The sequence below is a fragment of the Vibrio sp. vnigr-6D03 genome, from assembly GCF_002835515.1.
GTDB classification, from domain to species: domain Bacteria; phylum Pseudomonadota; class Gammaproteobacteria; order Enterobacterales; family Vibrionaceae; genus Vibrio; species Vibrio penaeicida.
In genome coordinates this window covers 41,577-54,568 of sequence record NZ_PIZL01000013.1, presented here as the reverse complement: position 1 = coordinate 54,568, position 12,992 = coordinate 41,577, and the positions used below count along the sequence as shown (strand labels likewise).

At 41.8% G+C, this 12,992-nt stretch carries 15 protein-coding genes; 4 read left to right on the top strand and 11 right to left on the bottom strand.

What is annotated here, in order from left to right; genetic code table 11:
• Positions 1-10: 10 nt before the first annotated feature.
• Both CW749_RS10840 and CW749_RS10835 read right to left on the bottom strand, forming a co-directional pair.
• Positions 11-661, bottom strand: a complete 651-nt coding sequence (locus CW749_RS10840; RefSeq protein WP_101112059.1) for a DUF2057 domain-containing protein — start codon at positions 659-661, stop codon at positions 11-13.
• 60 nt (positions 662-721) lie between these two features.
• Positions 722-1,654: a porin gene (locus CW749_RS10835; RefSeq protein ID WP_101112058.1), complete on the bottom strand. Its 933-nt coding sequence runs from the start codon at positions 1,652-1,654 to the stop codon at positions 722-724.
• Between the two features lie 514 nt (positions 1,655-2,168).
• Here CW749_RS10835 and dinG point away from each other — a divergent pair.
• From dinG to rsmS, 4 genes are read left to right on the top strand one after another with little or no spacing between them, the layout of a single operon-like run.
• On the top strand, positions 2,169-4,244 hold the full coding sequence (gene dinG / locus CW749_RS10830) for an ATP-dependent DNA helicase DinG (RefSeq protein ID WP_101112057.1): 2,076 nt from the start codon (positions 2,169-2,171) through the stop codon (positions 4,242-4,244).
• A 21-nt stretch (positions 4,245-4,265) separates the two neighbouring features.
• Complete coding sequence (locus CW749_RS10825; protein ID WP_101112056.1) at positions 4,266-5,045, top strand: TSUP family transporter; 780 nt, start codon at positions 4,266-4,268, stop codon at positions 5,043-5,045.
• The gene (locus CW749_RS10820; RefSeq protein WP_101112055.1) at positions 5,042-5,593 is read left to right on the top strand and encodes a primosomal replication protein; all 552 of its coding nucleotides are present in this window, start codon (positions 5,042-5,044) and stop codon (positions 5,591-5,593) included. The genes CW749_RS10825 and CW749_RS10820 overlap by 4 nt, the downstream gene beginning before the upstream one ends.
• Positions 5,590-5,763, top strand: a complete 174-nt coding sequence (rsmS, locus tag CW749_RS10815) for a pleiotropic regulatory protein RsmS (RefSeq protein ID WP_101112054.1) — start codon at positions 5,590-5,592, stop codon at positions 5,761-5,763. Before CW749_RS10820 ends, rsmS begins: the two co-directional genes overlap by 4 nt.
• 90 nt (positions 5,764-5,853) lie before the next feature.
• Here the strand turns inward: rsmS and CW749_RS10810 are convergent, their stop codons facing one another.
• The 9 genes from CW749_RS10810 to htpX form a co-directional block, all read right to left on the bottom strand.
• Positions 5,854-6,369 carry a DUF3833 domain-containing protein gene (locus CW749_RS10810; RefSeq protein WP_101112053.1) on the bottom strand — a complete coding sequence of 172 codons (516 nt, stop codon included), beginning with the start codon at positions 6,367-6,369 and terminating at the stop codon, positions 5,854-5,856.
• Positions 6,366-6,917: a chalcone isomerase family protein gene (locus tag CW749_RS10805; protein ID WP_101112052.1), complete on the bottom strand. Its 552-nt coding sequence runs from the start codon at positions 6,915-6,917 to the stop codon at positions 6,366-6,368. Before CW749_RS10805 ends, CW749_RS10810 begins: the two co-directional genes overlap by 4 nt.
• Positions 6,914-7,438: a DUF2878 domain-containing protein gene (locus tag CW749_RS10800; RefSeq protein WP_101112051.1), complete on the bottom strand. Its 525-nt coding sequence runs from the start codon at positions 7,436-7,438 to the stop codon at positions 6,914-6,916. The genes CW749_RS10805 and CW749_RS10800 overlap by 4 nt, the downstream gene beginning before the upstream one ends.
• 19 nt (positions 7,439-7,457) lie before the next feature.
• Complete coding sequence (locus CW749_RS10795; RefSeq protein WP_101112050.1) at positions 7,458-8,687, bottom strand: cyclopropane-fatty-acyl-phospholipid synthase family protein; 1,230 nt, start codon at positions 8,685-8,687, stop codon at positions 7,458-7,460.
• Positions 8,681-9,439, bottom strand: a complete 759-nt coding sequence (locus CW749_RS10790; RefSeq protein ID WP_101112049.1) for a DUF1365 family protein — start codon at positions 9,437-9,439, stop codon at positions 8,681-8,683. Before CW749_RS10790 ends, CW749_RS10795 begins: the two co-directional genes overlap by 7 nt.
• Positions 9,436-10,713, bottom strand: coding sequence for an FAD-dependent oxidoreductase (locus CW749_RS10785; protein ID WP_101112048.1), 1,278 nt, complete (start codon positions 10,711-10,713; stop codon positions 9,436-9,438). The genes CW749_RS10790 and CW749_RS10785 overlap by 4 nt, the downstream gene beginning before the upstream one ends.
• 16 nt (positions 10,714-10,729) lie before the next feature.
• Positions 10,730-11,464, bottom strand: coding sequence for an SDR family NAD(P)-dependent oxidoreductase (locus CW749_RS10780; RefSeq protein ID WP_101112047.1), 735 nt, complete (start codon positions 11,462-11,464; stop codon positions 10,730-10,732).
• A complete protein-coding gene (locus tag CW749_RS10775; protein WP_101112046.1) occupies positions 11,461-11,880 on the bottom strand; it encodes a nuclear transport factor 2 family protein in 420 nt (139 codons plus the stop codon). The genes CW749_RS10780 and CW749_RS10775 overlap by 4 nt, the downstream gene beginning before the upstream one ends.
• 215 nt (positions 11,881-12,095) lie before the next feature.
• Positions 12,096-12,962 (bottom strand): protease HtpX, encoded by an 867-nt coding sequence (gene htpX, locus CW749_RS10770; protein ID WP_101112045.1) that lies wholly within the window; start codon positions 12,960-12,962, stop codon positions 12,096-12,098.
• Between the last annotated feature and the right edge of the window lie 30 nt (positions 12,963-12,992).

Here is a 12,992-nt window from a genome sequence, read left to right as displayed (position 1 = left end):
ATATAATTCTTTATTCTTGGTCGATCATCCATTTACGAAAAGCCTTACGCTCCTCTTTGGACGCTTTCAAGTACCAAGCTTGCAATTGCTCTAACGTCTGAGGTTTTTCACCTTGAGCCGCTTTAGCAACCGATTTTTGAGGCTTAGCGACTGGGGCTGCTTTTGCCGTCGCAGCTACTGCTACAGGGGCCGCTGAAAATGAAATACCCTGCTTCTCATTATAATCGCGAACTAGTGCTTTCACATCCCAATAAGGAACAAAGCCCCCTTTCCCTTCTAAAAAAACAGACTGACTTTCAATTAGATCACCGTCTTCATACACAAGCCATTCCGGGTTCTTATTAAAAGTATTACGAGCATGCTGAACACTATAAACTTTAGGATGTGCGATCGTAATGTCTTTACCACTTGATTGGAAAGACACAATATATGGGTTGGAGGTAAAAATATCCTTACTTCCACCCGTCCCAAAAGATTTGGACATTTTAACTACAGCCTGATTGGTCCCTTCAGATAGCTTGAAGCCTTCTTCAAACTCTGAACTCTCCATACCATTCAATACCAAAAGGTCGACACCTGATTTTAGCTCTAACTGCGCTGCACTTAAAAAAGTAGAAAAGCACATTGCCAAAGGAACAATAAACGTATTCCTAAACTTCATGAATCCTCCATAATAAAAAAGCCACCCTAAGGTGGCTTTTATACAATACTTTAAAGCGAATTAGAATGACGCTTTAACACCGAAGCCGTAGCCAGTCTCAGTGTTGTCTTCAGAAGTGTGACCAAGTTCTGCGTAAGCTGTTACGTTAGAAGTCAGAGCGTAACCAGCATTAACGTACGTGTTAGTAACTGTATCTGCGCCATCTGTATCATCTTTAGAGCTAGAGATACCGCCAGAGAAAGTCCATGCATCCATAGTGTAAGTTGCTGCACCACCTAGGATGTTTGTTTTAACTGTAGTACCAGTCTTCTCAAGCTTACCCTGAGAAACCAAAGCTTCTAGCTTAAGAGCATCGATAGTGTATGCTGCTTCTAGAGCAAGGATAGTTTGGTCGTTACCAGCTGCTGTGCCTTTAGTTTTACCGTAGAAACCTTGAACATCTAGGTCACCAAAACGTGCACCAAGCTTAGCATCAACGTGGTTGCTGTTTGCGTCTTGTAGCTTTTTGTGGTCAGCAGATTTGTTTTGCATGAATGCAATGCCACCGTAGAACTGACCTTTGTCTAGGTTGTACTTAACAACTTCGTCGCCAGAGAAGTCGAACTCGTCAACTTTTGACTTGATACCGAATAGGTAATCGTTACCGATACCAAGGTCATCAAGAATAGTTACTGTACGACCGAATACGATGTCACCCATAGAAGCAGAGTAGAAACCGATGTACGCGTCACCAGTTTTAGAACCAGTGTCTTGTACTTCGAAGAAACCGCCAACTTGAAGGTCGTCGTTTAGAGCGTAACGTAGGTCAAATGCGAAATCCGCATCATCGACTTCTTGCGTTAGCTCAGAATCTTTCTTAGTGTCTTTCTTGTAACGAACTTCGATGTCGCCTTTAAGGTTAGCTGTAACGCCATCTTTGTTGTAAAGTTCGATAGATGCGTTTGCAGAACCTGCAACCGCCATAACTGCTAGAGCTACTAGAGTCTTTTTCATAATAATCCACTGCCTTTTCTTAGCTGGGAATTCCTTTTCGGTTCCCTTATTTAGTTTTATTAGAGTCGATTCTTAAGCATTTGCTTAAGGCACAACTCCTCTAAATTTCGATGTTAAGATTGCAGAAGAATCCGCTACATGTCAAATGACTAAAAAAATAAAAATAAAAATTCGTAAATAACCAAAATTCAATAACTTACATTGACAACATAAACTTTTAGAGTGAAATCACATCACATTTTCATAGAAAATCTTTTCCTGTTGTTTTTATTTTTTCAGCACAAAAAATTAATTAGGCAAAAATAAAGCGATAAATAAAGTCAATAATTCCACTTAATGGGGTTTCTTGATATTATTATCTATACTTTTTACCGACTTTACCTAACCCCATGATCGTTCAATTTTTTTTTGTGATTGAGATCTAGATTTACCTAAAAAGCACGCCATTCTGACGAAAACACATGCAACAGCAGGATTGTGCTACAATCTCGCGCGGTTAAATCAGAGGCAGAAAATGCTTAATACAACGATTCAAAAGTCCATTCGCAGCAGCTATAGCAATCTGCAAAATCATTTAGAAAACTTTATACCAAGACGCGCGCAAAACTATCTCGTATCAGAGATTGCTCGCACATTGGCAGGGCAGTATCACAAGTCAAATAGAATGCTTGTTGCCGAAGCAGGAACAGGAATCGGTAAGTCTTTAGCGTATTTAATGAGTGCCATCCCTTTTGCGTCTTTTAGTAAGAAGAAGGTAGTGATCTCTACCGCCACAGTTGCGCTACAGGAACAACTGGTTCACAAAGACCTCCCACTATTTCGTAGAATTAGCGATGTTCCGTTTTCATTTGCATTAGCAAAAGGTCGGCAAAGATATTGCTGTGCTGAAAAATTAGCCATAGCAAGTGGAAGCTCAGATCAACAAATTGCTATTTTTGAAGACAAACCATCGAGTAGCGATATAGAAACGTTGCAACAAATGTACTCTCAATTGAGTTCAAATAAATGGGATGGGGAGCGAGACTCATGGTCAACCCCTATATCAGATATTTTATGGTCACGTATTGTCAGCGACAAACACAGCTGTAATACAACATTACCTTCTCACCGCGACTGCCCTTTTCAAAAAGCACGTTCTCAGTTAGATAAAGTCGACGTTATTATCGCAAACCACAGCTTAGTCATGGCAGACGCCGAATTAGGAGGCGGGGTTATTCTTCCAGAGCCTGAACAGACTATTTTTGTCTTTGATGAAGCCCACCACCTCCCTAAAGTGGCACGTGATCATTCATCTGCTTCGGCAAGTTTAAAAGGAGTGGCGTCTTGGTTAGAGAAGTTAAATTCACAATCTGCAAAGCTGTGCTCCCTAGCCGATGACAAGCGAGTAAGTCGATTTAGAAATGAGCTTCAAGACTCGATACAACACCTAATTCCGAGCCTCAACCAACTGGCGAAGCAATTCGATCCTTCACTATTTGTTGAAAAAAGTTACCGCTTTGAGCACGGCGAGCTGCCTACATGGCTAGAAAATGAATCTCAGGAACTTAAGAAAGCGAGTAAAAAGGGCGCGCAAGCTCTAGCTAAGATTGCCGATTTAATTTCCGAGCGCGTAAAAGAAGGAGAGTTATCAAATCGTTTAGCTGAGCCCGCATTGGCTGAGATTGGGTTCTTCTTGCAAAGATACGAAAATTTATCGAAGGTTTGGCATTTAATGGCAGAACCTACAAGAGAGAAAGGTGCACCATTAGCTCGATGGGTGGAAACCTCGGAAGAGCGTGAGGGCGATTTTATTATATCGGTATCTCCATTAGAGGTAGGTTGGCAATTAGACCAACTATTGTGGAGTCGCTGCGCGGGTGCTGTTTTGGTCTCTGCCACGATGAGAGCGCTCAACTCCTTTTCATTCTTCTGCCGCCAGACGGGTATAAGCGAGAAAAAGGAAGACGGTACACAATTTCTTGCACTCGCCTCTCCTTTTGATTACCAAAATCAGGGTGAGCTCTACATACCTAAAATTAAATTCGAGCCACAAGCCAGCGAGTTTACCGATTGTTTAATTGAAACTCTTCCTTCTTATATAGAAGAGGGGAAGGCCAACTTGGTTTTGTTTGCCTCTTATTGGCAAATGAATAAAGTAGAGCAAGGCATAGAGAAACTCGCAAAGAAAAATAAATGGATGCTACAAGTCCAAGGCGAAACCTCGCGCAACGAGATCCTCAAGAAACATAAATTTTACTGCAGTAAGAAAAAAACCAGCATTCTCTTTGGAACAGGGAGTTTTTCAGAAGGGTTAGACTTACCTGGTGAATTATTAGAAAACCTCATTATTACTAAAATTCCTTTTGCGGTTCCCACCTCTCCAGTAGAAGAGGCTCATGCGGAGTATATTGAGCGGAAGGGAGGAAACCCATTTCTCCAAATTTCTGTGCCAGAAGCCAGCAAAAAGCTCATTCAATCTGTTGGTAGATTGCTGCGTAAGGAACGAGATTCTGGTAGAGTCGTCATCCTAGACAGGCGACTCGTCACAAAGCGTTATGGCAAGTCTTTAATAGACTCATTACCCCCATTCAAAAGACGTATCGATTATTAATAACAAATAATAAGCAATCATATGGAATTTATAGAACCAACAATGTTGGTTGTTCTCGCTCTTGTGGCATTTCTTGCAGGATTTATTGATGCGGTAGCTGGTGGCGGCGGAATGCTTACTGTCCCCGCGTTACTATCGATAGGTTTGCCTCCGCATATCGCCTTAGGAACGAATAAGCTCGCAGCAACCTTTGCCTCTTCTACAGCTGCTCTCACCTACTATAAGAAGCGGTTATTTAAACCAGAATGTTGGAAGAAGGCATTCATTGGCACACTCATAGGTGCGACCATAGGAACCTTTGCCGTCGACGCCATCAGCACTGAGTGGTTGGAGAAAGTTCTGCCTCTTGTTATTTTAATTACCGCTTTATATACGATCCTCCACAAACCAGTGAAAGCATCAAATAATGCGGTACCAGAGCCATGCCCTAGCCTTACGAAAAAACAATGGCTACAAAGCCTAACTTTAGGTTTCTATGATGGAGTAGCAGGCCCTGGAACAGGTGCATTTTGGACAGTAAGCAGTATGGCTTTGTACAAAATGAACATTCTGCTGGCTTCCGGTTTAGCCAAAGCCATGAACTTCACCAGTAATTTTACCTCTTTAGTTATGTTTGCCTTCTTAGGGCACATTAATTGGGTATTAGGTCTTACGATGGGTGTATGCTTAATGGTAGGTGCTTACGTAGGCGCTCATTCAGCTATCAAATTTGGAGCAAAATTCATTCGCCCTGTTTTTGTCACCGTCGTGGTTGTACTTGCTGGTAAACTGGCGTTTGATGCTTGGTTTGTAACTCTATGAAGAATTTCAGTTCCCTGAAAGAAAACATTGCTCAGTTAAGCCTTCAAGCGGCACAACTTGACCGCCAACGAGGCGAGCATCATCAGGCACTTTTTGATGAGCGACTTTTCCACTGCAAAGCGCGTTTACTGGTTCCTTGTGTCCAGGAGCTTGAATCCACCTTTCAATCCATTATCAGAGAACAAGAGAGTGGAAGGCTAACACCTTTAAGAGCGGAGCATTTAACGGCTCAAATGGTGGCACAGCTCGAAGCCATACAGCGCGAGCTGTCGACGCAAACGATCAGGAAAAGTGAAATCAAGCATTCGAGCCATTTTCAGAAGCCAATCAACCAGCTCTATCAAGAAATGGCACAACATCAAGAATGGGAGCGTCGGCTAAAGGAGCTCGTCGTCGAAAAGTCCAATGCGCTTGAGTCGGCTCCCGCATATATGCAGAGTCAGGCTCAACAAACGCTGGTAGCTGCAGAACAGCGCCTTAAACGCTGCCAAGAATCTAAGCTAAAAATTGAAAACCAAATCACCTATAGAGAGCGTAATCAAGTATGACCCATTCCAACTCTTCTTCTCCTTTAGATACAGCACCAGACGAAATCAAGCTAGCTGTTGATCTCATCTACTTATTGGAGTCGAACGAAGTGGATATTGAAACCGCTCTGGCAGCTCTAGAAATTGTAAAGTCAGACCTACAAAAAAAACGCTTAACTAAAGAAAACTAATAACGAATTTATCAAATAGACTCAAATCGACTCTTTTAGGAATATCGCGTTGTAACGTTTTATCGAATAAATGCGTTTGGATTAAAATAGTTACTTTTGAAAGAATATCGTCACTTCAGCGACTTCTAACCCTAGTTTGCGTATCGACGTTCGGTTGAAGACATGACGTTCATCTTGGCGGTAAAGCCAATCGTCGAAATGTACTTCTAACTCAGAACCATCTACTTCAAGCAAAAAGTCATATTTCCACTGCAAAGCATTGCCGACCTGAACACCGACGGCTTGCCCAATAATATCGTCGGCTTTGCCTGTAAACCGACCGTCTTCTTGGCGTTCGATAGTCCAAATACGTTGATCTTTTTCGCCATCATCAAAAATAAAATCTTCTACTAACACCAACGTATTCCCGTTGACCTCCCCTGAAAGATCAACAGAAAATCGTCGGGTTTGTTTTTTTGTGTAATCTTGAATCATTCCCCAAGCTTTGGTGTTGCCCTGAAAGTAACCAAACAAATCAAAATCTGGCGTTGCTTGGCGGTATTCTTCAACATCAGCTGTACAAGCACTGAGTAAAACGGCAAGCCAAAGTGTTAGGAGTGTTCTCATCTAATCTTTCCCAATAATTGTCTACGATGTTTTGGATATTCAGTGTCAGGTGAAAACCAGATGGATAAGAAGGCATCATTTAACTGTTCGTTTGTAATGTCTCCTAAATGAGTCGTTTGATTGGCGGAATCATAGAAGATAAATTGCCCTTTTTCTCCGTCTGAAATGTACACCAATCGCTCACCCTTACTCACATCCGGTAAAATATCCGATAGTGTTAAAATCCAATTCTGTTGCTGCTCTTCGCTGTAGCCTAGATGTTCCCATTGCTCTTGAGTTGCATCGAGCAACTGCTGCTTAGGAATATCTCTCATGTAATTAATGAGCAATGCCATCGGGTGAGGGGAAACATCCGTACTTTCTTCATATACTCCACTGGGCGTTTTAAGTTCTGATTTATAAATATCAAAAAAAAGCCAACTCAAGCTCGATTTTCCGACTGTTTTCCAACCATCCCAGTTCTGATCGTCTTGAGAATTTGGAGTAGAGCCTTGAGCGTTTGCCATTATCAACAAACTTAAAACTAGAAATCCGATGTACTTATTCATAACTTCCCCCAGCGAGAGCTTAGTAATGTGGTTACAAAATAAGCGAGCAAAAACCATTCCAAAAACAAAACTGCAAGTGTCAAAGGAACACCAAATGTCCACTCCACAGCACCAAGCCTGTGCCCAGCAAAATAACTAAGCCCACCAGATACAGACACCAGAGTTAATACGAGGTAGCGAGGAGTACGGTTCACTATGGAAGTCATCTGAACAGCGTACCAACCAAATAAACCCCACAGTAAAAGCAACCAAACCGGAAATGCATCGGTAGAGAAGCTAAATAAGCCCGTTTGCCAGTTAAGAAAGTCAATGACAATGCCAACAGAGCTAATTGCAATAACTAGCTTAAGTTTTTTAGCTTCTTCGTAGATACAATAAATCAAAGTAATCAGGCTGCCAGACATCAACCAAAAGAGTGTGTCTTCTCGCCCTATCACCGCAAAAAACCAAAGTATCTGAAACCACAAACTACTCAGGAGTACAGACCCATTACTTTTATCGAACAAAGACTTAAGCATCATCTGTCGACTCGCTCGTTACTTATCGAACTTTGTGAAAAGTTAAGTGAACAGTACTGATGGTATTGGCAAGAAATCCACCTTCACAATAGCTCATGTAATAGCGCCACATACGTACAAATCGTTCGTCATAACCCAGCTGAATAACTTTTGAATAGGATTGATTAAATGCGTAATGCCAGTCAGACAGAGTGCGGGCATAATCTTGCCCTATGTCATATAAGTCTCTGATCACAAATTGACTGTTATTCGTCATTTGATCCATAAGATGTGTAACCGACGGCAAGAATCCGCCAGGGAAGATATATTTTTGAATGAAGTCGACTTCTTTACTGTATTTATCAAATCTTTGATCCGCAATAGTGATGGCTTGAATCGCGAGTAACCCATCCGGCTTTAATAGCGAATAACACTTATCTATATAAGAAGATAGGTACTGTTTACCTACCGCCTCTATCATCTCTATAGAGACAACCTTATCAAACTCGCCTTCAAGTAAACGATAGTCTCGCTTGAGAAGCGTTATTTGGTCGTTTAGCCCTGCTTCAGCGATTGACGTTTTAGCATATTGATATTGCTCTTCAGAAATTGTCGTAGTTGTAACACGGCAACCATATTGAGAAGCCATATATATCGCCATCCCGCCCCAACCAGTACCGATCTCTAACACGTGGTCATTTTCATTTAACTTAAGCTGCTTGCAAAGCCTATCCATCTTATTGATTTGTGCCACGGCTAACGAATCATCCTTCGTTTTGTAAACACCAGAGGAGTACAGCATGTTTTCATCAAGAAACAGCTTATAAAGATCGTTCCCTAAGTCATAGTGCGCTTCTATATTCTCTTTTGACTGCGACAAGGAGTTGCGATTCAGCCAATGCGAAAATTGTAAGGTTAGCTTTTGAATCCAACTCACTTTGCTATCAACAGCATCTAAGGTGTCGAGGTTCTCAGCCATGATGCGTGTAACAGTTGTCAAATTCGGGCTGTCCCACCAACCATCCATATACGCTTCGGCTCCTGCGATGCTGCCACCTTTTAGAAGCCTCTCATAAAACTTAGGTTCATGAATTTCAATAACAGCGTGTAAGTCAGACAATCCGTCACCAAACTCCACCCGCTCGCCAAAGCTTTCAGTAATTGTTATGTGACCAGTCATCAATTGAGAAAGCATTCTAAAAATCAATGTGCGATAAGCTTGCTGACGAACACTAAGTACACCTTCGGATGCATATGAACGGCTATTTAGCATGAGGGTGTCTCCTTCTTTTTGTTATTTGGATGAGAATAAAATTTTGCACCTTTAACCCACAATTTAAGGGCATGCCAATAAATACCAATGACGATTTTTAATGCCATAACGGGGGTTTTCAGTAGGTATCTAATCAGAGTCATTCTGTTCAGAGGTATTGCATTCATTGCCATAGAAGCATCAAACACTTTTTCTTCTTGATGGCACTCCAGATGTATCATTAACTTTTTATCTAGAGGTTTGAGTGACCATACATATTCTTGTTCAATTGGATTGAAAGGAGATACATGGAATTCTTTGTCATGACGCCAATTTTCCCTTTCACTACCAGCGTTAGAATCAATTGCATAATAGTGGCATTCATTCCATGGTGTATTACTCACCTCCGCGAGCAAATATTTCCAATTTCCTGCCTCGTCATACAAGTAGTAAAAGTTTACTGGACTAAAATACAAACCGAAGTAACGCAAGTGACAAACCGCTTTTACCTTACCCTTCAGCCTAACACCTGTAAGTTCAAACACTTTGTTCTGAACTGCCAGCTTTAGATCTCCAGTCCCTACGTAGTCTTCTCTTCGAAATCGAGCCCAATGCCACGCCTTGTCTCCAAAACCAATAAGTTTTTCTTTTAGAACATCGATCTCATCTAGATCTAAGCACGGCATAAAAAGCGGATATCTCAGGCTATGTTTTATTGGAGAAAATCGCCTATGAGTCACTTCACCATCTAGCATACAACTAGAGAAAATCATGCAACCTCCTTCTCTGAGGCCGAGTTCAGCAACCTAATACCTTCAACAACATCTAGCGCGCTTCGAACCCCATCTTCGTGGAACCCGTTGTACCAATATGCCCCGCAGTACCAAGTAGAATTGAAACCATCAATACTGGATTTTTGCTTTTGAGCAACATGGGAATCTTGGGTAAAAACAGGGTGATGATAGGTAAATGTTCTGAGAATTTTATCTGCGTCGATCTTATCGTTTGAATTTAGCGAAACGCAGAATGTCTTGTTACTTTTTATGTGCTGCAAGATATTCATATTATAAGTTAATGAGGGAAGTGCCTCTTGTTCGCCTTTTTGACCTGAAAGCAAATAATTCCAAGAAGCCCATGCCGCTTCGCTTTTCGGTAACAGTGTTGTATCTGTGTGCAGCGTAACCTCGTTTGCCTGATATTCCATTTTAGAAAGCAGGTTATGTTCCATCTCACTCGGGTCTTGAAGCATTCTTAGGGCTTGATCGCTATGACAAGCAAAAATGACAGCATCAAAGTGCTCAGTTCCAAAAGAAGATTGAATAAGAACGCCGTCATGGTTTCGTTCGACTGAATTTACTGGGCAATTCAAGCGTATCTTTTCTTTGAATCCTTTGGTCAAGGGATCGATATACGCCTTAGATCCGCCATCAATCACATACCACTGAGGGCGATCTACGATATCGAGTAATCCATGATTCAGAAAGAAGTTGAGGAAGAATGGTAAAGGGAAGCCACGCATATCCGCCAAAGTGGATGACCAAATTGCAGCCCCCATAGGGAGAATGTAATTGTCAGAGAAATAATCGCTAAATCGATGCTGTTGAAGGAAGTCGCCTAGTGTCAGTTCCCCATTATGGGGTTGAATAGCCGCTTCTTTAGCGAGTTTATTGAAACGCAATATTTCATAGATAAACCGATAAAATCTCGGGTTCAGGAAGTTTCGTTTTTGGGCAAACAACGTCGATAAGGTATGCCCGTTGTACTCCAAACCATTACTCTGGTTGCTCACGCTAAAACTCATTTGAGTCGGTGTGCCAGTGACCCCAATTTCGTTCATCATTTCGATAAAATTAGGATAAGTCCTGTCGTTATAAACGATAAAGCCAGTATCAACTGAATAGGATTGGTTTTCTATGCTTACGTCTACAGTAGCAGTGTGCCCACCGATATAGTCATTTGCTTCAAAAACCGTAATGTCATGCTCTTGGTGAAGGTAGTAACCGCATGTTAATCCAGAAATACCTGATCCTATTATTGCTATTTTCATGATTTGTCCTTCAACCTTAAGCCGTAGTAACCCATTTGGAGATGAACAAGCGCTGCCATGAGTACGGCAAAGCCCCTATTAATCTCAAAAACATCGTGAATCGACGTGGAAAATAAATATTTTCTTTACGCAAGTGAATACCTGCACGAATACGCTTTGACGCTTTTTCAACACTGACTTTCATCGGCATTGGAAAATCGTTTTTGTCCGTTAAAGGCGTTTCAACAAATCCTGGAAATACCATAGAAACGTCAACGCCATTTTGTTTCATCGGTAGCGCGAGACTTCTTGCCAAATAATTAATTGCTGCTTTAGATGCTCCGTAGGCTTCTGCTCTTGGCAGTGCTACCTCGCTCGCAATGGAGCCCACGATAACTAAATGGTCATCTTGAATGATTTGAGATTGAGACGCTTCAATGCAGTTAACAACCCCCATTACATTGACGTTTAATACTCTTCGGAACAGCTCGGCGTCTATTTCTCCATCATCAATATACTCACAGCTGCCGGCATTCATTATCCAAATAGAGGGTTTGGGAGTAAGATCTGACAACGCCGCTTTTGCCTGTTCAAGATCAGTAACATCAAATTGAAGCGTTTGGATATTGTTAGAAAAAGCTTCCAGACTAGCGAGACTTTCATGATTTCGACCACAAGCCCAGACTTTAAAACCGCTCAACGCATAATCTTTGGCAAGCTGATGCCCTATCCCAGATGTCGCCCCAGTGATCAACACTACCTGCTGACTCATTGCCCTAGCCCCGCTTTTATTTTCTTAACAACCGCACCCAATACAGGAATCTGTTCGTAAAGCATCGAGCCCAAGTCGAAATAATCTCGGTGGTACACAACTTTGTTATCTTCAAAAGCAATCTGACTAACCCCGTCTACCTCAACTGGGTTTGAACGGTTTAGCTTTGGGTGTCTCAGCAGCATTGTCCAAACGATAAATCCCGTTTCACCCGCCTGATAGTGGTTGTGGATCTGAAATTCGCATTGATCAACATTTGCAAAGAGGTTTTCGAAATAATCATAAAGAGCCTCGTTACCCTCTAAGCGATGAGCAGGGTCCTCAAATACGACATTTGGATGGTATAGGTCTCTAACCGATTCCAAATTATGCTTACTTAATGAACGGTAAAAATCCGCCACTTGACCAATATCCATCTTTACCTCGCTAATGACACCCATTGCATTGTACAAGATATTTTTTTGTACATGTTTAATATAGCTGTAAAAGTTGTACAAATATATTTTTGTATAACTTTTTTGTATTCAGGTTTGTTTACGATGAGAAAATGAAAATGGATCACAAACAAAAAAGGCCCAGTAAAAACTGGACCTTTTCGTCATATATTCAATAGGTTCTAGAACATTTAACCCTAGCTTTGGCGTAACGCATCGATACGCTTATCTAACGGTGGATGGCTCATCATAAGCTGTGAGATTGAGCTTTTACCATTGATACCAAAAGCCATCATTGAGCCTTCTAACTTTGATTCATGGCTGACTTTTAACCGCTCCAATGCCGCTATCATCTTATGTTTGCCGACAAGTTGCGCTGCCCCCGCATCCGCATAGAACTCTCGACGACGGCTGTACCACATTGTGATAAAGCTTGCCAAAAAGCCAAACACCAAGTCCAACACCATAGACACGACAAAATACGTAATAGTGTTCGAACCGCCCTCTCCTTCCTCGTCATCATTCGAAGCCACAATATTGGCAATAAAACGGGATAAGAAGATGACAAACGTATTCACAACACCTTGCATTAGCGTCATGGTTACCATATCACCATTCGCAATATGGCTTACTTCGTGCGCTAACACCGCTTCAGCTTCATCACGCGTCATACTATGAAGAAGCCCGGTTGAAACAGCGACAAGCGAGTCGTTCCGCTTTGCGCCTGTTGCAAATGCATTGATGTCTGCGGAATCATAAATCGCAACTTGCGGCATACCAATACCCGCTTGTTGTGATTGACGTTGAACCGTTTCCAGCAACCAATGCTCGGTTTCGTTACGTGGACTCTCGATGACTTGACCGCCTACTGAACGTAGAGCAACTTTTTTAGACATCAACAGCGAAATAAAGGAACCACCAAAACCAAATATGGCTGCCATTACAAGCAGACCAGACAGGCTACCAGGTGCGATTCCAGTTACAGCATAAACAATGTTCAATACAATACTCAGCACCAAAATTACGGCTAAATTGGTTGCCAAGAACAACATCACTCGCTTCATTTGTTTTCTCCAATAGGAAGCTTAACTTTT